We start from the raw sequence: 25422 nt of genomic DNA on the forward strand, positions 1-25422 counted from the left end.
CTTCTAAAGAACATAAAAAAGAAGGCCATCGGAACATCGATGGCCTTCTTTTTTATGTGATTCTGTTTGAATTACCTCACGCTGAATCCAACGCCAGCAGTAATTGTATTGTACTTCTGCACGGTATAATCACCATGTAGGGTGAGGATAGCCAATTTCAAACGAAGTCCGATGGTGGCTCTTGCTCCTCCTGACTTGAACATCAAGTCGACAGGATCCTGCAATTCGATATCCGCAGAAGCACCGTTTGAAGCTTCAGCTTCGATTGTGTAAGTACCCAACATTTTCAAGTTCGACTTAATCGAATTGGCACCAAACCCGCCGTATACGGTAAGGATGGATAGCTTTTTGGATACAAGTATCTGATAAGTCAGCGAGCTCACGGAAATCTCTCCGGTTCCATCATCAGTGATTTCAGAACCAGCAAAACTGTTTTCAGCACTTAGCTTTGTGTAGCCAATAAGTACCGAGGCATCGAACGGGAGCACTTTCATTCCAGGAATCCATTGTTTGAAGTCGTGCATGACGCCAATACCGAATAGGCTAATAGAAAAATCCTCTGAAGCAATGGTTGGCATCAACCTCAGTTTCAAATCAGTGCCTTTCGGCAAGCCTATGCCCAATTGTGCTACAGGCGTTGGTACATAAGGAAACCCAAACCCTGAAGGTAGCTCAACAGCGCTATTTACCGTATAGGTCTGTCCCTGGTATTCTCTTTGATAACTTAACTGTAATTCTGATTCAGTGTCTCCTGGCCCGAAAAGTGTTTCCACATCGGCAGTGCTTTGGGCAGCGCCGCCATTTTGACTCACGCCAGAAATTGAACTGTAGTCGGATGCATTGAACTTAAAAACCTGTCCCTCTTGCGGAACTGAGGCCAAATTCACGGAAACGGTCAAATCAAAGCCCGGAAATTTGTGAGGAGCAGCAGTGTTGTACCATCCATTGGCCATCCCTACGCCAAAGCCAGTAAAAAAAGGCCCCACGTAGTTTTCCAGCAATTTTTCGGCATCGTCACCTTGCGCTTTCAACACTTCAGAGAAATCCTGACCTCTTGACTCCTTTGAAGAAAGAACAACAATAAAAAGGGCTAACCCGAGACAACTAAAAACTTTTGTAAAAACAGACTTCATACGTTATACGATTTAGATTGGTTCATTATTTAGTCAAACCTATTAAAATGTAATTTTAATCAATTCATCTCAAGATTTATCAAAATGTTCTCAAAATTGACTTTTTCGAGCGTTGGCATCAATCCCCTAAAGTGGGTATTTATTTTGCATAGCTCCCCGTTGACTTAAAAGGGAGCACACAAAGTCCGCCCAAAAGCGTCAGCCAGCATTCCCTGCGAAGAAGCGAAGTTGGTCAGCATGGTGGTGCGTTTTTTACTTAATTTGCGGCATGATCTACTTTCTTTATAAAGCAGGGGCCTGGATATACTTTGCATTGATAAGAATTGTTGCTGTTGTGAACCCGAAAGCCGCCCTTTTTTATAAGGGGAGAAAGAACCTGTTTCGTAACCTTGAGGACAATTTACCTTCGAGCAGCGAACCACTTGTTTGGTTTCATGCCGCCTCACTGGGAGAGTTTGAGCAGGGAAGGCCCGTGATCGAAGAACTCAAAAGAAGGCTGCCAAACGTGAGAATTCTGCTCACTTTCTTTTCTCCATCGGGCTTTGAGGTGAGAAAAGGGTATGCGATGGTCGATTATATCTGCTATCTGCCCATTGAGTCTGCAGAAAACGTTAAACGGTTCTATGATCTCACCAATCCAAAGCTGGCTGTGTTTGTTAAGTACGAGTTTTGGAAGGAATACATAGACCAGGCACACAGCCGAAACATCCCACTGCTCTCCATTTCGTCTATTTTTTGGGAAGCCCAGATTTACTTCAAAAGCTATGGCAAGTTTCTTAAAGAGTCGCTCTATTATTTCGATCACTTTTTTGTGCAAAATGAAACGAGCAAGCGACTACTTGAAAGCATCAATATTGACAGAATAACAGTTGCTGGTGACACCAGATTTGACAGAGTAACCACCATAAGGCAACAAGCAAAGGACATTGAGATAGCCAGGGTATTTAAAGATGATGAGTTGGTCATTGTGCTCGGAAGTGTGTGGGAGAGTGACATGAAAGTACTCTTTCCGGCGCTCAACGCTCTGGGTAAAAAAGTCAAAGTCATTATTGCTCCTCATCAAATTGAGCCGGGTTTTCTGACTAAAATTGAAATGAAGTTCAATCACTCATCCGTCCGTTTTTCGAAAGCAACCGCTGAAAACGCCGCTAACTACCGACTGCTCTTGATCGATAATATTGGCATGCTATCATCTCTTTATGGCTACGGGGAAATCGCCTTTGTGGGTGGTGGCTTTCGGGGAGGGCTTCACAACACCCTGGAGCCAGCAGCCTTTGGCATTCCAGTGCTGTGGGGCGACAGCGAAACAAATGCAAGATTTGCGGAAATCGCAGGCCTTGTCGACTCTGGAGGAGGGCTGCCAATAGGCAGCTCTACCGATGCTGCAAAGGTACTGGCCGATCTGGTGGAAAACGCAGAAACTAGGAAGGCGAAGGGTAAGGCAGCCGGAGACTACGTCCAAAGTAAAACAGGAGCCACCGACACCATAGTTGAGTACCTGACCAAACAACTTAAGTAGCATGAAGGGCAGAGTTATTAAGTCGACCGGGTCATGGTATTCAGTGCTACTGGAAAATGAATCCGTTGTGAACTGCCGCCTCCGGGGAAAATTCAAACTGGACAAGCAGAAGGTAACCAACCCGGTGACGGTTGGAGACTGGGTGGAAATACTTGTTGAGCCAAGTTCTGACACCGAGTACATCATTACGGATATTTATCCAAGAGACAACTACATCATTAGAAAGTCGCCAAAAAAAATGGCCTATGGGCACCTGCTGGCTTCTAATATCGACCTGGCAGTACTGGTCGCTTCCGTCGTTTACCCAAAAACTTCTACAGGCTTTATCGACAGATTCCTTGTCACTGCAGAAGCCTACCGCATACCTTCCCTTATTTTGTTCAATAAGAAAGACTTGTGGGATGACGAGGCACACAGTTTTGTCGAAGAAATGGTGGAAACGTACAAATCGATCGGCTATTCGTCACTCATAATGTCTTCATTTGACGACGTGGATGTTCAAAAGCTAAGAGAAGTACTCCACGGAAAAACATCGTTGTTTTCAGGCCATTCCGGCGTGGGTAAATCGACCCTTTTGAATAAGCTCACCGGCAGCGTCACCCAAAAAACACAGGAAGTATCTGACTTTGCAAACAAAGGTGTGCACACCACCACATTTGCAGAAATGTTTGAAATTGAAAAAAATACTTTTGTAATTGATACACCAGGAATAAAGGAGCTAGCTTTGGCAGAGATTGAAGAAGAAGAGCTCAGCCATTATTTCCCTGAAATGAGAGAGCTTATCGGGCAATGCAAATACCACAACTGTACGCATACCCATGAGCCGGGGTGTGCGATAGTTGAGGCGCTGGATAGTGGGAAAGTGCCAGCGAGCAGATACAACAGCTATTTGTCGATGTACGACGATGAGGACAATCGCCGTTAGCGCCTACCCCAAAAGAAAAGAGCAAAAGATATAATTAAGAAAAATGAAGGCAAACGTAGGATTTGGATCAATTGACTACAAGGTAGAAGGGGAGCCTTTCGTTGGCAGGAATGAAGTGCTGGCAAAGCTGGATGATGATCTTACTGCAAGGAGAAACTGGCACAAACAGGGCTATGTAATAAAGAGGTTCCTCCCTTCTGGCACCTACCTTCAATTTCATGGAGGCATGGAAGAACTGTTCCGCAAATGCCTTACCCGGGCAGGTATCGAAGTCAACCCAAATTTCAAGTCAAGCAATTATCATGAGCTTGTTAAAGGTAATTATGATCTCCACCTTAAAGTAATAGAGCAAACCAAACTGCTTCAATGGTATGACTTACCTATTCATGTGTCAATAATTGAGGAGATCGTCTCAGAGATAGTATCGATACCAGTGAGATCCGTCAAGCCTATGAACGGAGAGAGAGTCTTCCATTTTCGGGTGGTGAGACCAGGAGAGCCAGACTTCAATCCGTTGCACAGAGACGCCTGGCAGGAGGAAAATAAGGGTGCCATCAATATTTATGTGCCACTTGTAGGGAGCAATCAAAACTCATCACTATTGCTGGCTCCGGGTTCCCATTTATGGCCTGAGCATAGAATTACCCGCTCAAAGGAAGGTGCCGTGATGAATGGTGTGAAGTTCAATGTACCCGGAGTCATCGACTCTCAAATACCCATCGCTCTTGAGCGGCCAAACCCGGGCATCAACCATGTGATGGTGTTTTCTCCCTACCTTATTCATGGAGGGGCTGTCAACAAGAACAGAAGAACCACCCGAATATCACTTGAAATGAGATTTTGGCGCAAATAAGTGGCCTTGCAGCCAATGGTAAGTGTTTCGCAACCACCTAAGATCAATTTTAAGCCGGTTGAGAAGCTCCAAAATAAGATAAATCAAGGGGAGGCGGCCATACCCCTTAAGCAAATCCAAAAACAACGTGGCTTCTTTGTGGTTGGCACTGAACACCGACTGACGTATTTCGTACCTGAGCCTTCTTCTAAGGGCGTGATCCTCCTCTTCAGACCGGTTCATCTGTTGTATTTTCAAGCAAACCAGATAGGTAGAATGCAGTTGTTCGTCGCCCTTTTTATACCACCGGGTTGATAGGGATTCTGAATGCTTCCTGATCGAAGTAAACACCTCAGGCTGATAGGCATATTTATACTTTCTGGCAGACCTCACCCAAAAATCGAAATCTTCGTAAGAGAGCCGGGCATCGTATCCGTCAAGATTGTCAATCACCTGCTTCCGGAACATCATTGTGGGTGGAGCGATAAAATAGGTGGAGATAAGCAGCTTGTAAATGTCTGCTTCCGGCTGACGAAAGGAAGTAAAAAAATGGTGCTTCAGAAAATTGCCGTTTTCGTTAATGTATTCAGCGTTATGGTAAATGACTCCAAAGCTTTCATTCAGTGTTTCAAAAAAAGAGACTTGGGCAGCGACCCGGTCAGGGCGCATCACATCATCAAGCGAAAAATCGATGATGTAGTCACCTTCTGCCAGCTTCAGTGCACTGTTGAACGAACTACAGTTCCCCAGATTTTTCGTATTCTCAATAAATGGAACATCTGGTTTACCTTTCAACAAAGACTTGATAACTTCACCGCTGTTGTCCGTGCTGGCATCGTCTACTACGATCACCTGAATATCAGGATAGGTTTGGTTCCAAACCGACTCCAGCGCCTCCTGTAGGTAGGGTGCCTGGTTATAGCAAAGACAGATGACGGATACCTTTTTCAAATCGTTTGCAAAATGTACAAAAATGGTGAAAATAAGATTTTTTGCATTGGACTGCTGAGAACGGGTACTACTTCCAAGAGCAAACGCATTGAAAAAAGCTAGTGGTCATTGTTGGAGATGAGAGTCAGCAAGGCAGGCAGACCTGACACGAGGTCTCATATTCGATTGTTAAAAAAAACGCCCCATCTGAACCAGTTCAGTAGGAGCTAATTTGAGCATTATCTCCGATAGTTTTTTTGACTGTTTTGGAGAAAATGAAAGACTCCAGAGGAACATAGAAGGGCAACCTGATGACTTCCCGGGCAAGACAATGCTTAGGTCGTATGACAGTCATCGGCAGCACAAACTGAAATAGAAACTGGCTGGCATATCAAATCATCATGTACACCCCGACCCCTTGAGTTATTGTCATTACATGCGGATTTATAGAAGCATTCTAAAACACTATGTTTTAATATCAATTTTTCAAGAAATAAGCATTTTTTAGCACATATCCTATCATACTATATTCTCTTTCTACCAAAAATTTAACAAACTTATTGTTATTATAATCCTTAAAATCAAAGGTTTCATCCTCGACAACTATCAGTTTTGGCTGATACGATGAAAAGTCCAGAGAAGTTAAAACTTCAAGATCATGCTCCTCACAATCTATAGATAAAAGATCAAACTTATTTGGGACATTATATTTTTTAAGTATTGAATTTAAGGTTAAGGTTTCTCGATTTTTAGTTTGGTAAGATAAGCCTAAGTTAACTGCTTCTTTGAGATTGTTTTTGTCAAGTGTTGACAGGACATTATTTTCAATTTGATAAAAATCAACTTGTTGAACTGAATTAGAAATGACTTCAGCTATAGCTATATCTTTTGGTCTGTACAAGCAGTATTTTGCAATCAATTTCTCGTTAGCGTCTATACAAATCCCTCTCCAGCCTTTTCTATATAAGCCATATGTATTAGAAAGAAATTTAGGATGATTACAGCCGACATCCACATAAAAGCACGGATTGGATATTATTGGTTTTAATATTCCTTCTATTATTCTGTCTTCACCTGTAAATGCAAAACTGTATTTTGTAATTCTTCCTAATAGCAATCGAGTAGTTGATGAAAAAAGAATACCAATAATATTAAATAGGCTTCTAAATGGGTATCTGATTGTATAAAATTGACTAAAAACACAGCGAATCTCTTTCAGCGAAAGCCCAATCATTGTATAAAATGCCCGTGAATACGCCCTATTATATAACGACTTATGTAATTTGTTTTGTAAGTAAGATTTCATCAAACTATAATTTGTGATAACGTCCAACTATCATCCGTAAGCTGAGCTCTTCAAATTTCTATAAAAGAATCGAACCGCACTAGCCTTTGTAGCTCCATTTGTACTCTGCTACGCTGGAGTCCACAATTTCACGAGGTAAGAAGGAAAGTAGCTGGCAAAGTATGGGCTGACCGCTTAATTTGCATTCTCATCCATGATGTAGGTTGTTTAGCCCCGCCAAACATCATGACTTTGGTGGGGTTTAACTACCTCGCTATTGTACTTTTCTTAATCTTCATTAAATTCATTAGCTTTTCCCCCAGAGGACAGTATTAGAAAATTGAAAATTTCACTAGAAAATGAAGTTAGCACGATTACTACTGCAAATTCCTTTCAAGTTCAATACGATTGACTTTAAGGAACGGTGGGAAGGCCGCATACCGGGAATGTTAGCCGAGGATGTCGGCAAACTTCAAAGAGAATATCCCATCAAACCAACGAACAGGTGGGTAAACAAAATCCCCTTTCTATTCTCCGTGGTTCAAAATATATCTGTTCTTAAATCCTGTGTCTTTTATAAGCCAACAATAATCCCAAACCTTGAAAAAGGAATCGGCTATATAAGAATTCACAAATCAGGAAGCTCTTCGATTGCTTCGGCATTATCTCCTTCCCCTGGCGACCACAAGCGATCATTGGAAGCAGTGGAGTGGACTGCCTATTACTACTATCAGCAAGGGATACCGCTCGCAGAACATGACCTGAAATACTTCACTGTTGTCCGCAACCCATTTACCCGCCTGGTATCCGCCTACCTCAACAGCTACTTCGAAGGTGAGTCTTTCCACTACGTGTATGACTGTTATTTTTTTGGTTTGTTTCAACAAAGACATTCGTTTTCCGAATTCGTCGAACGTGTTTTCATGATTCCAGAACCTCTTTTGCTTGACCATATTAAGCCACAAACGACGGTATTAAGACACCTGAGGGTTAACAAAATTAAAGTCTTTAAGCTGGAACAAGACAGTCAGAAAATAACACAATTCCTAGGATTAAAAGAGGGGGAGTTTAGCAAGCTTAATGTCACCAGTTACTATGATTATAAGGACTTTTACGACCTGAAATCATTCGAAAGAGCCAGCAAGGTTTATAAAAATGATATTGAGTCTTACGGCTACCAAAAAGAATGTGAAGAGTTGAAAAATCATGTTTCTAAATAAACGAGATGCTACAGTGTGCCTCGCTACACCAAGTTTCTTAGATAAAAACCTAATAATAAAAGCTAGCCGAACTATTTTACCTGCCGAGGCTGATCAGGAGTTTCATACATTTTACTATTTGCACAAGAACATTTTCGTCATTCCGTCGTGGTACCCTACCAAAGATGAGCCTCGCACTGGCATATCCATCAAGGAGCAAGCTGTTTGAGGCAATGAAACAATTCTCTCAAAAGGATATTGTTTTTGAAACATTGAAGATCAGGGAGTATTTTCTTACCCACTTCTCCAAACAGGTAATTACGCAGCAGTTGGGGGCTCTTTATAAAGAAGTCGTCGATGGGTTCTCAGCGTAGTAACCTTAGGCAAGCAGCAAAGCCCACTTCAGCTCCCATCTTCTCCTTAAAACTAAACAAGCCTTTCTGAGACTCACCACGCACTGACGACTTGCCCATGTCAATGAGTGTATAACCTTGCTCAGCCGCCCAGGTGTAGAGCTGAACGATCAGCAGCACCATTGGGCTGTAATTATTGAAAGCCGTGCTGGCAGCTGGCAAAAAATAGTAAAGCACGTCATTTGACACATGAGTGGTGACACATGCAGCAATGATGCGTTGGTCATCTCTGACCGTGAATGCCTGATAAACCCCTTCCAGGTTCACCCACGAACGCCGAAGGTCACTCTCCGAGATATTGATGGCAACACCCTGCTCCCTCCTGCACTCTTCAATAAATGAATACACCTCGCCGAGTTTTTCAAATGGCTCGGCAGCAAAAATGAACCCGGCATTGAGGCATTTGTTTAAGCGCCGCACCTGACTGTCATGCATTTTTTCTTTCAGTCGGTGCGCTGGCGTTACAGCGATGTGTTGATGCAAGTCAGCGAATTGTGTAAAAAACCCAGCCTCCTTCAGACACCTCACAAACATATTCCCGGCAGTTGTCGGAAGTTCGGGGAAGGGTAAATAAACTGTTACGTGGTTCTCCGAAGACTCACCTACTATCCGAGCGGCAAGGGCTTGAATGTGTTGTTCGCCCACTTCCTGCGCAACCGAGAGCCCCCCAAAAGGACTTTTTGGCATACTCACCCAACCGCCATTATCAATAGAAAAGTGAATGATCCCATAAATCTCCCCACCCTTCTCCAAAGTAAATGACACATACCCCCCTTCAGGAAATTGGTTTCCCATAAATGCCATAGACTGAAATAGCAACGGATTAAACGCCCACTGCCTTTTTTCCAGGCCCTTTCCATTCTGATAGAAATTTACCTCCATACAACCTGGGTTACCCATGTTTGACGCCAGCCTCCGTTGACCATCTTATTGCTAAAGAAAAAAAAGCTTCACAACATAATTCATGCATAGTTAAACGTTTAGTTTTTAGTTTTGCAACTGAATGAAAGATTATTGCTGCCATCTATGAAACCAACCTTTGGGCTAGTTATTGTTCTATTGTTCGTCATCCTCTCTCCTCCTCACACCGCAACATCGCAGGAAAGGCTTCCCCTTTTTAGCAGCAAGAGTAAAATAAAATTAGTGCAGCTGTGTGTGGACCACATCTACAACATGGAATTTGATGAGGCCAGAGTGCTTTACAAAGAGATAAAAATTGCTTTGCCTGGTCATCCGGCCATCGATATGCTCGATGCCTTTTTTATCTCCTGGCAGGAAATGCCTTTCAATGTTCATTCCCCGGGTTACAAGAACCACATTGCCAAACTTGAAGCGGTAATTGAAAAGTCGCAAAAAATATTGAAAGAGGACACTGACAATGAAGAAGGCATTTTCTTTGAAATGTCGGCCCGAGGACTCCTGGCAGAATATTACGCCGACGAGGGCAGCTACATGAGGGCCATCAGCGAGGCGAAACAGACTTATGATTTCATCAAAAAAGGTTTCGAGCTAACTGACAAAAATCCGGAGTTTCTGTTTACTGTTGGCTTGTACAATTATTTCAGAGAGACATACCCTGAAAGGCATCCTATCTACAAGCCATTTTTGTGGTTTTTTAAGAGTGGAGACAAAGAGCTCGGCCTTAAGCAGCTTGACCAGGCCTGTCGGCAAGGGGTGCTGACGAAGGTTGAAGCCAATCTTTACACTTCGTACATCTACTTACGATATGAGAACAATCCGGAAACTGCCCTCAAATACCTCAGAAGACTTAATAAAGACTATCCGAAAAATGCCTTTTTCCAAACGAAGCTTGCTGAGGCGCTGGTAATGAATGAGCGTTACAAGGAAGTAGGTCCACTGGCTGATGAGCTACTTGGGAATTCAGACGCTTACTACCGTATGTCGGCCAACTTATTTCTTGGCATCATGGAGGAAAAGAGAGCTCAAAACTTAAGTGACGCAACCTATTATTACCAAAAAGCCCTGAGCGAATCAGCAACATTTGAGTTCAAGGGCGAATACTACAAAAGCCTGGCCTACCTGGGCTTGGGCCGAATTTTTCGGAGGCAGGGCAACAGCGACCTTGCCGACGGGCAGTTTAACCTGGCCATTGAATGGGCCACTACCGAGGAGGTAGAAAAAGAAGCCAAAGGTTATTTAAAACATTAGTGAAGTGGCCTCTTTTCAATCCATTAAAGCCACATCAGAAGGTTTCTACAAAGAAAAGGGCAGCAAGTTTCTGGCATTTGCATTCCCAGTGCGGACGGAAGATGATATCAAGCACCGGCTTGATGAGCTCAGAAAGCAATACTATGATGCCCGGCACCACTGCTACGCCTACATCCTGGGCAACAAAAGTGACAAATACAGAGCCAATGACGACGGCGAACCCAACCACAGTGCAGGCGACCCTATACTTGGCCAAATCCGATCCAAAGACCTGACAAACACCCTTGTGGTGGTGGTTCGGTACTTTGGTGGGACAAAACTGGGCGTATCCGGGCTCATCGCAGCCTACAAAACAGCAGCAAAAGAGGCGCTGGATGCTGCTGAGGTAATTGAAACCACCATCAAAGACGAGGTATTGATCGATTTCACCTACGAGCAGACCAGCGATGTGATGAGGCTTGCAAAAGAGTTCGGCCTGGAAATAGAGGGGCAAACATTTCAGGAAATGTGCTCACTTCGGGGCTTTATAGAGGTTGGCACTGGAGAACCGCTCAAAGAGAAACTTGCACTGGCAGGAGTTTCCAGTGTTCGCATCATCAAAGCCACATAACGTTAATACAAATAACCCTTGCTGTTCAGCACCTGGTAAATTTCCCGGCACACCCAGGCATCGGTAGCCGCATAGTGGATCTGCGCTTTGGTGAGCTCTTCATTTTCCCAATTGGAGGTCTGCTGGGCTTTGTTAATTCTTTTGCCCAGAATCATGCCCGTCAAATTTCTGGCACCCATGTTTTCAAACTCAAGGTCTTTCACCACCTCATTCAGGTCAATAAACCCATCGGGTTCGAAGCGTCTGATCTTGTTCAAATCTACCAGGTCGTCACGCAAGGCCACACCTATTTTGGTAATGGATACGTCCTCCATTAGGTCATAGATTCGATAGTGGGGCCCCAGGTGGTTGATTCTGAAGAGAAAGGCCTCTTCCTGAGTAGCAAACTGCACCAGAGCTGTCGGAAAATATTGGCCTTTTCTGAACGCTGGCTTTGTCTCGGTGTCGAAACCTAAAAACTTCTCTCTGGCTAGTATAGTGGTGGCATCCTTAATGTCTGCCTCATTCGAGATCACATGCACCTTACCTTCAAATCGAAACTCGGGTAATTGCAGTATTTCCTCTTTCGTAATTTTCTTTGGAAAGGTCATTAAGCTACTGCCTCCTTCTGCTCCTTGTACCTTCTGATTTTGATATTAAACACAGCAAAAGCAATGGTCATTAGTGGGCTTATTATATTAAAAAAACAATACGGTGCATAAATAAAGGTGCTCACACCAAGTACGCTGGACTGAGTGGCTCCGCAGGTATTCCACGGCACCAGCACCGACGTCACTGTTCCGCTGTCCTCCAGCGTTCGGCTTAAGTTTTCCGGCATCAGTCCTCTTTCTCTGTAAATATCCGCATACATTCTTCCAGGCACTACAATGGCCAGGTACTGGTCAGAAGCTGTGATATTAAAAAACACGCAGGTAGCGGATGTTGAGGTAATCAGCGACCAGGTAGAATTCACCCGCTTAATAATCTCGGCAGCAATTTTTTTCAACAAGCCACCTGCTTCCATGATACCTCCAAACACCATAGCGCACAATATCAGCCAAATAGTGTTGAGCATGCCCGACATGCCGCCAGTTGACAGCAATTCGTTCACCATCGCATTGTCAGTCACCACATTGATATCTGTATAAAGCGCCTTCATCACTCCCACATATGTTTGTTTCCAAAGAGGCCCGTCTACGGCGGCCACCTCCAAAATGATATTGGGCTGGAAAATGAAAGCAAACACAGCTCCCAGCAGGGTACCGGCCAGGAGGGCGGGAATAGCAGGTACTTTTCTGATAATCATAAAGATCACAGCCACGGGCACTATGAACAACCATCCGTTGATATCGAATTTATCACTTAGCGAGGCCAGGATAGGTGCAATATCATTTACTGTGCCGTCGGATGACGAGAATACGCCAATTCCGATATAAATGAGCAAAGTAAGTGTGAGCGAAGGAACAGTGGTATAAACCATGTACCTGATATGTGTAAACAAATCAGTACCGGCCATCGCAGGGGCGAGGTTAGTTGTATCAGAAAGAGGTGACATCTTATCGCCAAAATAAGCACCTGAAATAATGGCCCCGGCTACAAGCCCTTCGGAGATTCCGAGTGCCTGCCCGATACCGAGCAGAGCAACACCAAGGGTAGCAATCGTAGACCAGGAACTGCCCGTTGCCAGAGACACTATAGCACTAACAACGCAGGCGGCAAACAAAAAGATGGTGGGGTTAAGAATTTGAAGGCCATAGTAGATCATAGCAGGAACAATACCGCTTAGCAGCCAGGTACCTGCCAGTGCCCCTATCAACAAAAGAATCAAGATCGAAGACATGGCAGAGCTGATACTTTTCACCACGCCGTCAATCATATCATCCCAGGAAATACCCAGCCTCGAAGACACAATGGCTGCTACAGCCGCTGCCAGAATCAATACAATCTGGTTGGAGCCATCCAGGGCGGCATCACCAAAAATGACAACGTTGACAGAAAGCAGCACAATAAGGAAAATGATGGGAACAAAGGCGTGCCAAAGGGTTGGCTCTTTCGTTTTTTGCATAAAAACGGATTATAACGATTTTAATAAGGTTTGAAGATAGTAAAAAATCAAAAGGGAGGCCTGCTTTTGCATTTCAATAAATATTTTACCGGAAATGTTTTGATTCTGTCTTCGATAAGTACAACTATTCATCAACAGCCAACTGCGCCAGCTCTTCGCCAACCAGCGTGCCAATAGCCACGCCCATACCACCGAGTCTCACCCCAATGGTTATGTTATCCGAAACCTTCTTTACAATGGGTTCCTTCGTTTTCCCAAACGCCATTATGCCAGACCATTGCTGGTCAATTTTCAACGAAGAACCCGGCACAATCACCTCAGCAAGCAGTCGTTTCAGCTCCGCCAAAATTACCTCATTCACGCCAAAGTCGGTGGTAGTTTCTTTATCAAAATCGAGGTTCCTACCGCCGCCCAGCAAAATCCGGTCGCCAGCGTTCCTGAAATAATAGAAGCCCTGATCCATATGAAAAGCACCCCGAAAAGGAATCTTTTTCATTGGCTCGGTCACAAAAACAAGCCCCCTGCCTGGCTTAATATCGAGCTCAGGGAAGTACTGTGAGGCAAATGCGTTCGTGCAGAAAGTCAGTTTTTTGGCTTTGAAAGTGATGTCGGTGTTGGTGGCAGATGAAAAAGCCGATACCTCCACATGGCTTTGCAGGTCTTCGTGCCGCTTTACTTCGCAGCCAGTAAGCACGTGTATTTTTTTGGCTGCGGCGATTTGATAAAGGCTTCGCATCATGTTGCCGGTATGCAGCTGCCCCTCCAGGGGATTGACAATGACCGTTTTCACCACCGACTTGTGGAAACCGAATTTTTGAACAAGCTGTGCGTCCTCCTGAAATACTTCAATACCGAAAAAGCTTTTCAGCAACCCATTCACTTTGGGGATTTCGGGCAGGTACTTTACCTCAGCTTCCGACACCAACTCATAGCCTCCATTTTGCTGAAAGCCCAGCCCGGCATCCCCCACTCGTTGTCTGAGCTTCTGGAGTCCGGCCCACCTGCGTTTCACAAGTGCCAGGCAGCCCTCCTCTCCCAGCACCCTGATGTCTTCCACCAGCTCGGTGAGGCTGCCAAAGCAGGCAAAACCTGCATTCTTTGTACTAGCCCCTGATGGCAGCAGACCACGTTCCAAAAGCAATATGCTGGCATCTGGCGTTTTCTCCCGCAAACTGATGGCAGTACTCAACCCAACAATACCTCCGCCTACGACGATGTAGTCCCAGTTTTGAAACGATTGGCTTTCCCAAAAACTTAATGACATAGCGTATTCTGTTTGCCTGCAAGCTAACGAATCAATCAATTGCCGGACACCTGTTGTTGATAAATGGGCTTAAAATATCAAAAGGATTATGTATTTTAGAAGAACATAACCCTAATGATCATTATGAGAAAAATAGACGCCCTTCTTTCGGAGTATGGCGAAAGCCACCAAAACGGAACCAATAAAGCCATTCACTGGATTTGCGTGCCACTGATATTTTTTAGCATTGTGGGGCTTATCTGGTCTATCCCCAGTGGCTTTTTGCAGAATTTTATCAGCGACAATCCCTACGTGAACTGGGCCACTCTTCTGCTGGCAATCACGCTGATCTACTACATCACGCTTTCCATTCCCCTCTCCTTTGGCATGCTGCTAGTGGCCGCTGTTTGTTGTGTGGCGGCCAATTACCTGAGCCAAACTTTTGCCACGCCCCTGTGGGCCATTTCGCTGGGCATCTTTGTTGTGGCGTGGATCGGGCAGTTCTACGGACACAAGGTGGAAGGGAAAAAGCCATCATTTTTCAAAGACCTCCAGTTCCTCCTTATCGGGCCAGCCTGGCTGATGCACTTTATTTATAAGAAGCTGGGAATACCTTATTGAGATGGGATTTTAGGAAAAAAGCTCTTGAAGATGCCTATTTAGGCGAAATGAGTTTCTTGTAAAGACTTACCACCTCTTCACCCATCCTTTGCCATGAAGCCTTTTTAAGGTCGCTTTCCTGGGCTTTGGTGTAGGCTTTGAGCCTGGCTGGGTCGCTCTTCAACTCACTGATGAAGTTCTTGATGGAGAATGTATCCCATGGGTCAAACTTCGCTGCATGGGTGAGCACTTCGGTAACGCCCGCTTTGGCAGACAAAACAGCCGGCACGCCTGCGCTCACGGCTTCCAGCGCCACAATACCAAACGGGTCGGAGTTAGATGTTAGCAGAAAAACGTCAGTGTCTGCAAAAAACTGAGGCAACTTCTTTTGGTTCAGAAAACCCGGGAAATTGAAATAGTGAGACAAATTCATTTTGTAAACCTTCTCTTTCAGCTCGTCGAGCATATGGCCACTGCCAGCCATGGTAAACCTGTAAGCATCGTCCATTCGAAGGAGCTCTCTGGCTACATCCACAAAATGTTCCGGTCCCTTTTGCCCAACCATTCTCCCCAGAAACGAAACATTAAAAGTATTTCTCTTGTGGGGCTTCGCAGCTGCCACAGGAAAATAACCGTTGTGAACGACATGAATTTTGGACAGCTTGATCCCATAGTGAAGATGGATAAGCTCTTTCGTTTGATGACTAACAGTGATCACCGCATCGGCTGCCTCGAATCCTTTGCGCTCGATATCGTAGATGTACTGATTCACATGCACGCCCATTCTATCAAATTCGGTGCTATGACAGTGCACCACCAGCGGTTTGCCGCTAGCCGACTTTGCCATTACTCCTGCCTCGAATGTCATCCAGTCGTGCGCATGGATAACGTCGGCATCTGACTTTGTGGCTTCCTCTCCAACTATAATGGCATACTTAACCACCTCATTGAACAGATCAGGGCCGTAGCCACCTCTCAGTTTCTTGCGAAGCGGTTCAAGCTTTTCTTTTAATACCGTTTTTTCTTTTGTTTGCTTTTGAACGACGTGCTGTTTAACAAACTGCTCTTCCGACAAGTAGGGCAAGAGATAGGAGCCTATTTCCAGCACTTTCACATCTTCCCACCATTCCCGCTCTTCCGACAACACCTTTTTCCATTCCACTTCCTCAGCCTCCCTGAGCGAGACTTTGTTCCACGATTTCTTCGCTGTAACCTTCGGAAGTATAAAATCCACCGACACGTTCTGCTCACTCAGCCCCAGGGTCAAGCCATGACACGCAACACCTAATCCTCCGGAAATTTCGGGCGGGTATTCCCACCCAAGCATGAGTACCTTCATTCAAATGGATTTATGCTTCAATATAAAAAAGAAAGGATCAGTGTGGTAGATAAGTTCTGTAAAAAAGGAATTAATTATAGACGATTCTCAACACCTCTACCTTCACGCCATGCTCCTTCATAAAGTTGATCCAAAAAACCTGATGAGCCGATAGATGGTCGGTGGGTGATTTCACCTCCCAAAAGTGATAGTCATCACTATTCCACACAAACAGATCGGGCAGGCCAGTGCCATTTTCCAGCGGATTGCGGGCCATTTCCAACGAGATTTCCTTCAGTTGCTCAAGGCTTAAGTGCCGAAATAGCGCCTCCATGTGGGCTGCCAAATCAGGATGCCAGCCGACCCAGGGGTTGACAATACTCTCCTTGGCCTGCATGGTCACGTAGACTTTTTCCTGTAACTGTTGTTTACTCTCAAAAACAGACAAAAAATGCTCGAAGGCCTGGTAACGACTTTTTAAATAACGACGATCCTGCAAGTCAACCGGCACACGCTGCAAAGGCTGGTGAATGAGCGCCCGTTCCTGGCTGTAGAGTTCTTCCCAAAAGACCAGGCCAAACAGACTGCGCCAGATATAGTTCTCGGTGTGGGCGCCTTCAAAGCCTTGCTCCCGCAGCGTAATCAAAACATGCTCTTCGATGTTCAGGCTTCCATCGGGCTTTGGCACAATCAGCTCCGGCGCCTCCTTCATTACCTTTGTGGTGGTGAGTACTTGTTTTTTACCGGAAAGCTTCACCAGTTGATCGCTGGCAAAAAGCCACTCAGAGTGCGTTTCCGGCTCGGCTGCAATTCGTTGCAGCACTTCCTTTGCGTCGTCCTTTTTTCCGAGGCTTATGAGCACCCGCACCAGCCGCTCCCTCGACTCCGGCAACGAATGCCTCGAATAAGTGATGGCGGCTCTTTCCAACAACTTATTTTGCTCATACCACTTGCCGGTGCGCATGATGAATTTCTTTACAATGGATTCCGCCACCGGCGACAGATTTTCAGGCACATAGGTCAGCGCACCTACAGCTTCATCAATTAAAGCTTCATCCTCCACTAGCATAGCTCTTTTTAGCGACCGGTATTGCTGGTGCAAATCGAACAGCTGGCTCACCTCGTCGTAGCTCCTGAATTGCGGCTTGAACAGCTCTTCGTCGTACGTTTCAAACTTAGCATTGCCAATGTCCCTGATCACGAACTGCGACATGTCACCCCACGGATGCCCGAAGAAGAAAAGCCTGATCATCTCCAATTGTTCCAGCTTTGCCATCTCCACCACTTCTTCCAGGGCAAGCAGCCTGTCCCTCATTTTGGGCAATGTAAACGTTTCAAACAGCAGCAATATCAGCTCTTCTCTCTTTGCCTGTTTGGCCTCGACGCCCACGCTTTTCAGCACCTCTTTCAGTTCGCCCACTGTGAAAAGCCTCACCAAGTCCAGTGCATCCCATTCGTCGTTGACAATGGGCGAAGAAATAAACCCATTCTTGTGTAACTCTTGCCAGGCAGTGGCGGTATCCTTTATCTCAGGATAAATAAGTTTAGCTGGCCGAAAAAATCGACCTTTGCGGTTGGCCATCCGGATGTAAAGGCACTGAGCACTGATGCTTAAGGCACGAAAGTCGGAAAGGAAGCCAGTTTCAAAAGGAGTTAAAAATGAAGCGTATAGTCTTTCTACATGAGCCAGCACATAGAGGAAGTTGTCGTGGTAGTAGGTATCGTGAAGGCGAATTGGAGGCGTTCCCATTATTTTTCTTTCCGAAGATGCAACCCTGACACCAAATTAGACATCTAATAAGCAAAATCAATTCATTTTGAAAAGAAGAGAGTTAGCGGCCTATTTACTTTTTACACTTGCAATCCTGTATTGCATAGTGGTGGAGCGCAACCATCTGATGGTCAGCGATAGTGAGAAGGTTCTCGAGCGACCGCTGCCTGCCTTTACCGAGTTGATTATTGATATTCCCTGCCAGGTGAGGGTACATACGCAACGAGTTGGCCAGGGCAAAATCATCGGCGACAATGCCCTGCTCGACAAGCTCAACCTTTCCTCGGAGGAAGGAACCCTCTACATCAAACTGGACGACCCTGAAGCCAAGCATTGGAAAAACTTTCTTTTCAGTCGCTGGGAAAGCGTCACGCTCGACATCTACATCCCTTCAGATGCACCACAGCTGGCTGGCACCTCAAAATGGCTAACTTTCAAAGAATCGGAAGACGACGGCATGACCATCCATTCTTTCGGGCTGAGCAGCCTGAGAATCGGCACTGATAGTGTGATGTCGGCTAGTTTTTGAGTGCTAACATCAACTTTAAAAACTTTTACTCATCACTCATATTCAGTAACTTCATCAAGAATTAGTCAACCCACCTCATTGTTTGAAACTAGTTAACGAATATTAAGTGCCAAAAATATTTGAGTATTTTGGGATAATTATCTTTTTCTATTCAAATGAACATGATCCAATACACGTTCATGCTCAAAAAGGTGAATATGAAACCAAAGCCGAGTTCTTCCTTTTGAATGGAGAAATCACAGAGATAAAATTGTCGGCAGTCAAAGGCAGAAAAAGTCTTAAAAGTGGTGATTTAAGAGACTTCAAATTGTTCCTATCGAACTACTCCGAGAAAATAGTCGAAAAGTGGGTTGACTTTTTTGTGTATCATAAAAATGTTAGTTTTGAGAAGATTACAACAAAGCTGTCATGATTATCACTGACGATACGAAAGAAAGCAGCCAGGCTATTGTGAGCGTTTCGATGGCGGAGTATGTGAATGACTACACCATTCGGATTCATTTTAGCGACCGCACTACTCAAGTGGTCGATTTCAAAGAATTTCTAACCAAAAGCAAACATCCCGCTGTTAAAAGGTATCTCAATAAGGATTTGTTTACGAAGTTTGAGATAGTTGACGGTAATCTTAACTGGATGGATTACGATTTGATTTTTCCGGTTTGGGATTTGTATACTGGCAAAATTAGCTGAAACTAGTCCCCCCTGTAAGCCGCTTCAGTCGTTCTTCTTGCCAAATCCTCCAGGTCAATCCCCACTAGCTCCTTCGTTGCTTTTAATGACTTTTCCTTCAAGCCTTTGGGCAAGCCGTCGTATCCCCAATAAGCCCCAAGAATCGCTCCCGTGATCGCCGCTACTGTATCGTTGTCACGGCCGTAGTTGACCACAAACTCCATCGCCTTTTGGAAGTCACCTTCTGAATACTCCAGTGCCACCAAGTTGATGAAGTGGATTTCTCCGGCATGAAAAGGAATGTCCTGAAGCCTGGCGTCCATCAGCTCATAAGCTTTTGATAGCTGTGCATATTCCAGCCGAGTTCCTTTAAAGTTTTTGGGCACTCTCAATGCCTGGTCAACATCTTTTTCCGTCATGCCTTTGGCTGTGTGGGTAATCTCTCGTGAAGCGGTGTAGCTGGCATAGGCCAGGCGGCCTATCAGTCGGCTGTTGAAATACCTCAGTGGATCAACCTCCCTGGTTATCAAGGCGATTTGCTCCGGTTTTACACCCGGCTCCATGGCTTTGGCCACATAGGCTGCAGTAAGCCCGGTAATATCACGAGCATAGCCATGATCAAAGAAACCCAACCTGTAAGATTCTGTATATGCTCTCTGAGGCTGCCCGGGATAAAACCCACCGATAGATGGCGAATAGAGCATGCCTGCACAAGCCATTTCTCCCCCATAAAACCTGTTCACAGCATAACTATAGGCCTGCAAGTCGTCGTCAGCAAATGGCTTGGCTACCTTGGCCCACTCCTGTAGCCAGGTCATGTGCATCAGCTGGCGTTCCATGGCTTCGGGCCCAAAGGCATCTATTTCTTTCACCTGTTGCATTTCTGCTTTGTACAGGTTGATGATGTGATTGGCAAAAGCCTTTGCATCCAGCGAATCGTTGCCTTCTTGTGCAATCAGGTAGTTCCCCATCAGCAATTTCCAGCGAGTGTCGTCGGTGGTTCCACCGGCAGCCAGGTTATCTTCCCATGGCCCCTCTGGTGAACCCTCCCGGGTTACCGCATCAAGGCTGTCGACAAAACCGAACTGAGCCTGAATACCGCTGCGGTGCCACATTTCTGTTGGGGCCCCCATGGCGTCGCCAATAGCCGAGCCTACCAGCATGCCCAGCACTTTGTTGTAATACTGCTCCTTTGTCAGACCTTTTGGCCAGTCGGCCGAGACCTGACCAGAAGGTGCAGCCGGTGACGGGAAGGCGGGTTCCTTCTTTTCCGTTTTCTGCTGGCATGCCAGAAACCCGATCATCACGGCCAACGAGGCAGTGGAGGCTATACGTTTTATCTTAAGCATTTGATGTTATCTTTTTAGCGGCCAGCTTTAGCAGCTCTTCTTTTTCTTCCAACGACAAATCGAGGGGAAGTTGGGCCAGGCCAATGATTCTCCTCAGCACCTCCATTCCTTCAATTTGTCCGGCCAGGCCGGCATTCACGTTGCCGCCGTATTGTGCTACCACCTTCTCTATATCGGCTTCCGGCTGCTGCGCCATGCGCAGATGTGCCAGCATCACGCCCAGATCGTACTCAGCAGGGCCAAAGAAACAAAACTCCGGATCGATGACCTTAAAGCGGGCATTGACCCGGAGCCAGCTGCCCGGGTAGTAGTCGCCGTGCAGCAAGGTGCTGCCAGCCGACAGGTAAACCTCGCCAAGCGCCGACACTTTTTGCTTTAAGGCCGAGTCCTTCTTATAGGTCATTGCCAATGCCTGAAGACCCGGCTGTATTGTATCAAGATCAAAGCCATTGTCTTCCATATAAGGATAAACAAACAGGTGCTCGTGGTTGAGCTTTCGAAGGGCCAGGTTGTCGGGGAATGTGCTCATGGTTTCAGCATCGAATTTTTGCCCATGCAGCATCTTTAGAAAATCCACTGCGGCCGTCAATTCTTCGGCTGTCATCTGTTCGTCTTTCTTATAAACAAATGTGTAATCAGCGCCTTTTCCAAGATCCTCCAACACCATCAAATGATTTTTAGCATCGAAGCCGACTACCCAGGGCAGGTATTTCCTCAGCTCCGGCAGTGAAGCCGCCAGGGCATAAAACCGGCGCTCTACGCCTATTCTTTCTATGGGTGCGGCAATTTGCGGGTACTTGTTAACAAAAGCTCTGGACTGCTTTAGAATAAGATTTCTGGTGTCTCCCACTACCCTTACCACCACATTCATATTGCCTTCGCCGGGCTTTTCCAGTCTGAGCACCTCCTCGTAGGGTTCCACCCAGTTTCTATCCTGCAAGTACTGTAGCATGGCACTTCTCGAAATATCCAGGGATAATTCCATCTGACGCTTACGGTTTTGATTAAATAACGCTTACAATCGCAAAATGACTATTTGAAACAAAAGTTGCTGTATTAAAAGTCACTTTCTATTCAAATGGTCGGCAAGCAAACCAAAATTGCAGGCGTCGGTACGGCAGCAGTGGGTTGAGCGCTGCAAGCCGTCAACCGCCGGAGTACGATGCTTCAGGTTTTTTGAATGTATCAAAGTAGGCTTAACTTAGCCGCACAAAATCATATTTAACTTTTCCAATGCCACAAATCGACACCATTATTTTTGACCTGGGCGGCGTACTCATCGACTGGAATCCCCGTTACCTGTACCGCAAGATTTTTAAAACTGAAGAGGAGATCACCTGGTTTCTTGACAATATTTGCACCAGTGCCTGGAACATCGAACAGGATGGCGGCCGCTCTTTTGCCGACGCCACAGAACTGCTTGAAGCCAAACATCCTGAGTGGGAGGAGCCCATCAGGGCTTACTACGGCAGGTTTACGGAAAGCTTCAACGGTGCCATTCAGGAAACGGTGGAGATATTAGATCACCTCAAAAACAAAACGGATCACAGACTCTACGCCCTTACTAACTGGTCGGCAGAAAGCTGGCCCTATGCGCTCGACACGTTTCCTTTTTTGCATTGGTTTGAAGGCGTGGTAGTGAGTGGCGTGGAGAAAACAAGGAAGCCTTACCACGACATTTACCAGATCGTTTTTGATCGCTATAGGGTGAATCCGGAGACGGCCATTTTCATTGACGACAACCATGATAACGTGGAAGCCTCAAAGCAGCTCGGAGTAACGGGCATCCACTTCAAAAGCTCGGCTCAGCTTCGGGAAGACCTGCAAAAGCTAGGCGTGCTCAGCTAGAGATAGGGCTCAAAAAAGTCGACAGGCAGGTGCCAAAGCTTGTCTTTGAACCTGCTTCGGAAAAACCCAAAATGACCGATCTCCTTCAAGCCGAAATCTGATGGCTTCAATTGCTGGTGGGTTGTTTCGGCGTTCGAGTACTGCGTTTGCAAAAACTTAACGGCTCGTGGGGGTGCCATCATGTGGTCGTCGTGCACACTAACAAAATGAATGGGTATGGTGAGAGCTTCGAACTTTTCCTTCACGGCCTTATCGTCCTTCCAGATACCCTGCGGATGCAAACCCCAGCTCCTCCATTCGAGGGCTGCGTCCTTTGGTAGTGGTGGGCCTCCACCCACCACAATGCCCGGCATATAACCCAGAGCGTTGGAGCTAAGCGGAAGGGAGACTTTCCAGAAAAAATCAACAAGAAATCTGTAAACGCCATCCCACAAATGGTTGGCCGCACATTGGGATCCAACAAACCAGACAGCAGTTATTCGGGGGCTCAATTCCGCCAACGGAAGTACCTGGCCCGCCACGCTGTGGCCGATCACAAATACCTTTTCATAATTATCGAATCCCCAGGCCAGCGCCGCCTGCAGGTCGAGTCGGCCCCAGTCGCTCATTTTGGCATCAAAGCCTTTGATGGGCCCCTGCAGTGATTCGCCAATACCCCGATAGTCGAAGGTCAGCACATTGAACAGCCCTGTTTCTGCCAGGTAGGCGGCGTACTTGCTGTAATAAGGCTTGGGCACGCCGGTGGCCGAGGCGATGACCACCAAGGCCTTAGAAGGAGTCGATGCTTTGAATAGCTGAGCCGATAGTTGGTAACCATCGGAGGCAGTTAGCTGGTGAGGGGTAGTGTTCATATAGGTTAAAAAAGTATACATAAAGATAGTATCATTCCGCTGATACGGTAAGATACTGCTCTTTCTAAACCCATCTGGCCCGATTTTCGTATATTAACATAAGAGACGTGCATTTCGCCGCTCTACTCCACTGATTCCCCCGCAGCCCATCAAAACCCTACTTGCTGCGCACCACTCACCCATACTGCCCACCACTTCGCAATATTGAAAAACCCACGGTACACCTCCGCTTTAGCCCCGACATCAAATCGGGCGTGGAGCGGCTAAAGTTTGAAAAGGCCGACGCCGATGCCCTCAAGCGGGCCGGCGTAAAGCATGCAGAGAAGCGATAACCATTCACCGCCGTAGATTTGGGTATATCGTTACTGCTGCTTTGAGCAGTCAATTAACGGATGTTTAAAGGCAACTTCAGGTATTGAGTGCGAGTTTTTCACCCATATATTCCTGCCAGGTGACGAGGAGGTATTTTTGCTTGTTGTTGTGGGTGATGCCCAAAAATCCGAAATCGTAGCAAAAGAGGTATGTGTCGCCGTTTGGGTTTTTCCAGAAGTGGGTAAAAAGGTGTGGGTTGAAGCCTTCGTTGTGGAGTGTCTCCCGCCGAATGGTGGTAAGGCCGCTGACGTTGTATTTTTTAAGAATCTTGCGATTGATTTTAAGCTGTTTGTCGACCTGAAAGTAAAACTTCTCGCTTTTCAGTTTTTTTTCATACTGGTCGACAGATTTACACTGCACAGAGCAGTATATTTTGTCGACCCGGCCTTTTACAGCGCCTCTGCACACCGGGCATGTCCTCATATCAGTATATTATACGTGTAGTATGCGACTAATATACGCATAATATACCGATATATTTTTTCTTTCTCTCGTTATTGCTCCCCCATGGAAAAGCTACAAAACATTACTTTGAGGCATTTGATTATCGATAATACCAAGTGTATTGGTCTTCAATTCTTTGCTCACAAGGTTATCCATGCCCTTGTCAAGGAATTGCCTGATCCCAAATGGAGTCACGAACACAGCATGGTATACGTAAAAAACACTCCCCAAAACCTTACAGCGATATTCAATAAGTTCAAGGGAGTAGCGTGGGTAAATTGTCAGTATTTCTTTAAAGACAGGCCTGTTAACATACATAGCGACGAACATGGGGATATTTCCTGGGTAGAAAAAAGGAAAGTATCTGACGGCTATAAGGTTTGCCCTGCTGAATATCTTCAGAGGCTCTCTATCAAAAGGTATTCTTCCAATACCATACGTACTTACGTTTACTATTTTGAGAAATTCATTAATCACTACAAAAGCGAACAGTTAAATTCTCTATGTGAAACCCATATAAGGGCATTTTTGGAGGAAATGGTCAAAAACAAAGCCTCTGGCTCAGCAGTAAATCAGGCGGTGAATGCTATCAAATTCTATTATGAAATTGTGCTGGACATGCCCAGTCGATATTATCAAATAGAAAGGCCAATCAAGGAGCACAAACTACCAAAAGTCCTGGCTAAAGAGGAGGTGAAAGCCATCATAGCGAACACAGGAAATATCAAACATCGGTGTATTGTGGAACTTTTGTATTCAGCAGGATTAAGGAGAAGCGAGCTTATCAACCTGAAGATCAGCGATATTGATAGTGGCAGGATGACGATAAGGGTAGAAGGAGCGAAGGGAAATAAGGACAGGTTAACGTTACTATCTCAGACAGTGCTAGACGACTTAAGAAAGTATTTTGTGAAGTGGCGCCCTAAAAATTACCTATTTGAGGGTGCTGGAGGTGGAAAATACAATGGCCGAAGTATTGAGCACATTTTGCAGCGTGCCGCAGTGAAAGCTAAGGTAATGAAAAGAATAACACCTCACATGTTGCGGCACAGTTTCGCCACTCACTTGCTGGAGAACGGCACCGATTTGAGAAATATTCAAATATTATTAGGACACAATTCGCTTCGAACCACAGAAATTTATACCCATGTGGCGGTCAATGCTTTTTCTTCAATAAAAAATCCTCTAGATTAACTAAAAAATATAATGGGTATAACACGCACTAGTGCGTGTTACCCAAGTGTTGAACGAAACCTCCTTACGGAGGTAGCTTTTCGAAATCCGTATCTTGAAGTGAATCATCAAACTTCAAATGTTATGAAAAAAAAGAAAAGCTAAGCCAGCGGTTCGTTCGTGAGTTGACCTTCCG

Annotated in this window: 27 protein-coding genes; 14 read left to right on the forward strand and 13 right to left on the reverse strand. The window is 45.6% G+C overall.

The annotated features are described in order from the left end of the window. Nucleotides 1–71 precede the first annotated feature (71 nt). Nucleotides 72–1133, reverse strand: coding sequence for a DUF6588 family protein (locus tag GC130_RS23535; RefSeq protein WP_152000820.1), 1062 nt, complete (start codon nucleotides 1131–1133; stop codon nucleotides 72–74). Between the two features lie 268 nt (nucleotides 1134–1401). Between GC130_RS23535 and GC130_RS23540 the strand changes: the two genes are divergently transcribed. Genes GC130_RS23540 through GC130_RS23550 form a run of 3 tightly spaced genes read left to right on the forward strand, consistent with a single transcriptional unit; the run spans nucleotide 1402 to nucleotide 4430 of the window. Beyond that, the gene (locus GC130_RS23540) at nucleotides 1402–2652 is read left to right on the forward strand and encodes a 3-deoxy-D-manno-octulosonic acid transferase (protein ID WP_152000821.1); all 1251 of its coding nucleotides are present in this window, start codon (nucleotides 1402–1404) and stop codon (nucleotides 2650–2652) included. Nucleotide 2653: 1 nt separating this feature from the next. After that, a complete protein-coding gene (rsgA, locus tag GC130_RS23545; protein ID WP_152000822.1) occupies nucleotides 2654–3577 on the forward strand; it encodes a ribosome small subunit-dependent GTPase A in 924 nt (307 codons plus the stop codon). Nucleotides 3578–3620: 43 nt separating this feature from the next. Beyond that, nucleotides 3621–4430 carry a phytanoyl-CoA dioxygenase family protein gene (locus GC130_RS23550; protein ID WP_152000823.1) on the forward strand — a complete coding sequence of 270 codons (810 nt, stop codon included), beginning with the start codon at nucleotides 3621–3623 and terminating at the stop codon, nucleotides 4428–4430. Here the strand turns inward: GC130_RS23550 and GC130_RS23555 are convergent. Continuing rightward, a complete protein-coding gene (locus GC130_RS23555; protein WP_193217972.1) occupies nucleotides 4401–5360 on the reverse strand; it encodes a glycosyltransferase in 960 nt (319 codons plus the stop codon). The genes GC130_RS23550 and GC130_RS23555 overlap by 30 nt on opposite strands. Before the next feature lie 457 nt (nucleotides 5361–5817). Further along, nucleotides 5818–6645, reverse strand: coding sequence for an FkbM family methyltransferase (locus tag GC130_RS23560; protein ID WP_152000825.1), 828 nt, complete (start codon nucleotides 6643–6645; stop codon nucleotides 5818–5820). 338 nt (nucleotides 6646–6983) lie between these two features. Between GC130_RS23560 and GC130_RS23565 the strand changes: the two genes are divergently transcribed. After that, the gene (locus GC130_RS23565; protein WP_152000826.1) at nucleotides 6984–7844 is read left to right on the forward strand and encodes a sulfotransferase family 2 domain-containing protein; all 861 of its coding nucleotides are present in this window, start codon (nucleotides 6984–6986) and stop codon (nucleotides 7842–7844) included. A 164-nt stretch (nucleotides 7845–8008) separates the two neighbouring features. Then, nucleotides 8009–8197, forward strand: coding sequence for a hypothetical protein (locus tag GC130_RS23570; protein ID WP_152000827.1), 189 nt, complete (start codon nucleotides 8009–8011; stop codon nucleotides 8195–8197). Here GC130_RS23570 and GC130_RS23575 read toward each other — a convergent pair. Beyond that, nucleotides 8189–9118: a GNAT family N-acetyltransferase gene (locus GC130_RS23575; protein WP_193217973.1), complete on the reverse strand. Its 930-nt coding sequence runs from the start codon at nucleotides 9116–9118 to the stop codon at nucleotides 8189–8191. The genes GC130_RS23570 and GC130_RS23575 overlap by 9 nt on opposite strands. A gap of 273 nt (nucleotides 9119–9391) precedes the next feature. On the opposite strand from GC130_RS23575, the gene GC130_RS23580 reads away from it, so the two are divergent. Both GC130_RS23580 and GC130_RS23585 read left to right on the forward strand, forming a co-directional pair. Next, nucleotides 9392–10405 carry a hypothetical protein gene (locus GC130_RS23580; protein ID WP_152000829.1) on the forward strand — a complete coding sequence of 338 codons (1014 nt, stop codon included), beginning with the start codon at nucleotides 9392–9394 and terminating at the stop codon, nucleotides 10403–10405. A gap of 4 nt (nucleotides 10406–10409) precedes the next feature. Further along, nucleotides 10410–11015 (forward strand): YigZ family protein, encoded by a 606-nt coding sequence (locus tag GC130_RS23585; RefSeq protein ID WP_152000830.1) that lies wholly within the window; start codon nucleotides 10410–10412, stop codon nucleotides 11013–11015. 2 nt (nucleotides 11016–11017) lie between these two features. Here GC130_RS23585 and GC130_RS23590 read toward each other — a convergent pair whose 3' ends face one another. The 3 genes from GC130_RS23590 to GC130_RS23600 form a co-directional block, all read right to left on the reverse strand. Further along, complete coding sequence (locus GC130_RS23590; RefSeq protein ID WP_152000831.1) at nucleotides 11018–11605, reverse strand: 3'-5' exonuclease; 588 nt, start codon at nucleotides 11603–11605, stop codon at nucleotides 11018–11020. Then, nucleotides 11605–13059, reverse strand: a complete 1455-nt coding sequence (nhaC, locus tag GC130_RS23595) for a Na+/H+ antiporter NhaC (RefSeq protein ID WP_152000832.1) — start codon at nucleotides 13057–13059, stop codon at nucleotides 11605–11607. The genes GC130_RS23590 and nhaC overlap by 1 nt, the downstream gene beginning before the upstream one ends. Nucleotides 13060–13183: 124 nt before the next feature. Beyond that, nucleotides 13184–14323: an FAD-binding oxidoreductase gene (locus GC130_RS23600; protein WP_152000833.1), complete on the reverse strand. Its 1140-nt coding sequence runs from the start codon at nucleotides 14321–14323 to the stop codon at nucleotides 13184–13186. 123 nt (nucleotides 14324–14446) lie between these two features. Between GC130_RS23600 and GC130_RS23605 the strand changes: the two genes are divergently transcribed. Continuing rightward, a complete protein-coding gene (locus GC130_RS23605) occupies nucleotides 14447–14923 on the forward strand; it encodes a DUF962 domain-containing protein (protein WP_152000834.1) in 477 nt (158 codons plus the stop codon). Between the two features lie 34 nt (nucleotides 14924–14957). On the opposite strand, the gene GC130_RS23610 is transcribed toward GC130_RS23605, so the two are convergent. Next, complete coding sequence (locus tag GC130_RS23610; protein ID WP_152000835.1) at nucleotides 14958–16241, reverse strand: glycosyltransferase family 4 protein; 1284 nt, start codon at nucleotides 16239–16241, stop codon at nucleotides 14958–14960. 70 nt (nucleotides 16242–16311) lie between these two features. Continuing rightward, a complete protein-coding gene (locus GC130_RS23615; RefSeq protein ID WP_152000836.1) occupies nucleotides 16312–17970 on the reverse strand; it encodes a VRR-NUC domain-containing protein in 1659 nt (552 codons plus the stop codon). 67 nt (nucleotides 17971–18037) lie between these two features. Between GC130_RS23615 and GC130_RS23620 the strand changes: the two genes are divergently transcribed. The 3 genes from GC130_RS23620 (at nucleotide 18038) to GC130_RS23630 (ending at nucleotide 19210) form a co-directional block, all read left to right on the forward strand. Then, entirely contained in the window at nucleotides 18038–18520 is a 483-nt protein-coding gene (locus tag GC130_RS23620) for a hypothetical protein (protein WP_152000837.1), read from the forward strand. A gap of 106 nt (nucleotides 18521–18626) precedes the next feature. Further along, complete coding sequence (locus tag GC130_RS23625) at nucleotides 18627–18932, forward strand: DUF4160 domain-containing protein (RefSeq protein WP_152000838.1); 306 nt, start codon at nucleotides 18627–18629, stop codon at nucleotides 18930–18932. Next, nucleotides 18929–19210 carry a DUF2442 domain-containing protein gene (locus GC130_RS23630; protein WP_152000839.1) on the forward strand — a complete coding sequence of 94 codons (282 nt, stop codon included), beginning with the start codon at nucleotides 18929–18931 and terminating at the stop codon, nucleotides 19208–19210. Before GC130_RS23625 ends, GC130_RS23630 begins: the two co-directional genes overlap by 4 nt. A 2-nt stretch (nucleotides 19211–19212) precedes the next feature. Here GC130_RS23630 and GC130_RS23635 read toward each other — a convergent pair whose 3' ends face one another. Together GC130_RS23635 and GC130_RS23640 are read right to left on the reverse strand one after the other, a co-directional pair. Next, nucleotides 19213–20538, reverse strand: coding sequence for an ADP-ribosylglycohydrolase family protein (locus GC130_RS23635; protein WP_152000840.1), 1326 nt, complete (start codon nucleotides 20536–20538; stop codon nucleotides 19213–19215). Beyond that, nucleotides 20531–21523: a phosphotransferase gene (locus GC130_RS23640; RefSeq protein ID WP_152000841.1), complete on the reverse strand. Its 993-nt coding sequence runs from the start codon at nucleotides 21521–21523 to the stop codon at nucleotides 20531–20533. The genes GC130_RS23635 and GC130_RS23640 overlap by 8 nt, the downstream gene beginning before the upstream one ends. A gap of 248 nt (nucleotides 21524–21771) precedes the next feature. Between GC130_RS23640 and GC130_RS23645 the strand changes: the two genes are divergently transcribed. After that, the gene (locus tag GC130_RS23645; RefSeq protein WP_152000842.1) at nucleotides 21772–22386 is read left to right on the forward strand and encodes an HAD family hydrolase; all 615 of its coding nucleotides are present in this window, start codon (nucleotides 21772–21774) and stop codon (nucleotides 22384–22386) included. Here GC130_RS23645 and GC130_RS23650 read toward each other — a convergent pair. Further along, complete coding sequence (locus GC130_RS23650) at nucleotides 22383–23237, reverse strand: alpha/beta fold hydrolase (RefSeq protein WP_193217974.1); 855 nt, start codon at nucleotides 23235–23237, stop codon at nucleotides 22383–22385. The two genes, GC130_RS23645 and GC130_RS23650, sit on opposite strands and share 4 nt — an antisense overlap. 161 nt (nucleotides 23238–23398) lie before the next feature. Between GC130_RS23650 and GC130_RS28725 the strand changes: the two genes are divergently transcribed. Beyond that, the gene (locus GC130_RS28725; protein ID WP_193217975.1) at nucleotides 23399–23569 is read left to right on the forward strand and encodes a hypothetical protein; all 171 of its coding nucleotides are present in this window, start codon (nucleotides 23399–23401) and stop codon (nucleotides 23567–23569) included. A 76-nt stretch (nucleotides 23570–23645) separates the two neighbouring features. Here GC130_RS28725 and GC130_RS23655 read toward each other — a convergent pair whose 3' ends face one another. Then, entirely contained in the window at nucleotides 23646–24032 is a 387-nt protein-coding gene (locus GC130_RS23655) for a hypothetical protein (RefSeq protein ID WP_152000844.1), read from the reverse strand. A gap of 84 nt (nucleotides 24033–24116) precedes the next feature. Between GC130_RS23655 and xerA the strand changes: the two genes are divergently transcribed. Beyond that, a complete protein-coding gene (xerA, locus tag GC130_RS23660; protein WP_152000845.1) occupies nucleotides 24117–25247 on the forward strand; it encodes a site-specific tyrosine recombinase/integron integrase in 1131 nt (376 codons plus the stop codon). Nucleotides 25248–25422: the final 175 nt, after the last annotated feature.

This window comes from Imperialibacter sp. EC-SDR9, from assembly GCF_902498805.1.
Lineage (GTDB): Bacteria > Bacteroidota > Bacteroidia > Cytophagales > Cyclobacteriaceae > Imperialibacter.

Excerpts from the sequence above, each read along its gene's own strand:
- GC130_RS23535 (WP_152000820.1), bottom strand. The coding sequence starts at position 1,133 with ATGAAGTCTGTTTTTACAAAAGTTTTTAGTTGTCTCGGGTTAGCCCTT.
- GC130_RS23540 (WP_152000821.1), top strand. The coding sequence starts at position 1,402 with ATGATCTACTTTCTTTATAAAGCAGGGGCCTGGATATACTTTGCATTG.
- rsgA (WP_152000822.1), top strand. The coding sequence starts at position 2,654 with ATGAAGGGCAGAGTTATTAAGTCGACCGGGTCATGGTATTCAGTGCTA.
- GC130_RS23550 (WP_152000823.1), top strand. The coding sequence starts at position 3,621 with ATGAAGGCAAACGTAGGATTTGGATCAATTGACTACAAGGTAGAAGGG.
- GC130_RS23560 (WP_152000825.1), bottom strand. The coding sequence starts at position 6,645 with ATGAAATCTTACTTACAAAACAAATTACATAAGTCGTTATATAATAGG.
- GC130_RS23565 (WP_152000826.1), top strand. The coding sequence starts at position 6,984 with ATGAAGTTAGCACGATTACTACTGCAAATTCCTTTCAAGTTCAATACG.
- GC130_RS23570 (WP_152000827.1), top strand. The coding sequence starts at position 8,009 with ATGAGCCTCGCACTGGCATATCCATCAAGGAGCAAGCTGTTTGAGGCA.
- GC130_RS23575 (WP_193217973.1), bottom strand. The coding sequence starts at position 9,118 with ATGGAGGTAAATTTCTATCAGAATGGAAAGGGCCTGGAAAAAAGGCAG.
- GC130_RS23590 (WP_152000831.1), bottom strand. The coding sequence starts at position 11,605 with ATGACCTTTCCAAAGAAAATTACGAAAGAGGAAATACTGCAATTACCC.
- nhaC (WP_152000832.1), bottom strand. The coding sequence starts at position 13,059 with ATGCAAAAAACGAAAGAGCCAACCCTTTGGCACGCCTTTGTTCCCATC.
- GC130_RS23600 (WP_152000833.1), bottom strand. The coding sequence starts at position 14,323 with ATGTCATTAAGTTTTTGGGAAAGCCAATCGTTTCAAAACTGGGACTAC.
- GC130_RS23605 (WP_152000834.1), top strand. The coding sequence starts at position 14,447 with ATGAGAAAAATAGACGCCCTTCTTTCGGAGTATGGCGAAAGCCACCAA.
- GC130_RS23610 (WP_152000835.1), bottom strand. The coding sequence starts at position 16,241 with ATGAAGGTACTCATGCTTGGGTGGGAATACCCGCCCGAAATTTCCGGA.
- GC130_RS23615 (WP_152000836.1), bottom strand. The coding sequence starts at position 17,970 with ATGGGAACGCCTCCAATTCGCCTTCACGATACCTACTACCACGACAAC.
- GC130_RS23630 (WP_152000839.1), top strand. The coding sequence starts at position 18,929 with ATGATTATCACTGACGATACGAAAGAAAGCAGCCAGGCTATTGTGAGC.
- GC130_RS23635 (WP_152000840.1), bottom strand. The coding sequence starts at position 20,538 with ATGCTTAAGATAAAACGTATAGCCTCCACTGCCTCGTTGGCCGTGATG.
- GC130_RS23640 (WP_152000841.1), bottom strand. The coding sequence starts at position 21,523 with ATGGAATTATCCCTGGATATTTCGAGAAGTGCCATGCTACAGTACTTG.
- GC130_RS23645 (WP_152000842.1), top strand. The coding sequence starts at position 21,772 with ATGCCACAAATCGACACCATTATTTTTGACCTGGGCGGCGTACTCATC.
- GC130_RS23650 (WP_193217974.1), bottom strand. The coding sequence starts at position 23,237 with ATGAACACTACCCCTCACCAGCTAACTGCCTCCGATGGTTACCAACTA.
- GC130_RS23655 (WP_152000844.1), bottom strand. The coding sequence starts at position 24,032 with ATGAGGACATGCCCGGTGTGCAGAGGCGCTGTAAAAGGCCGGGTCGAC.
- xerA (WP_152000845.1), top strand. The coding sequence starts at position 24,117 with ATGGAAAAGCTACAAAACATTACTTTGAGGCATTTGATTATCGATAAT.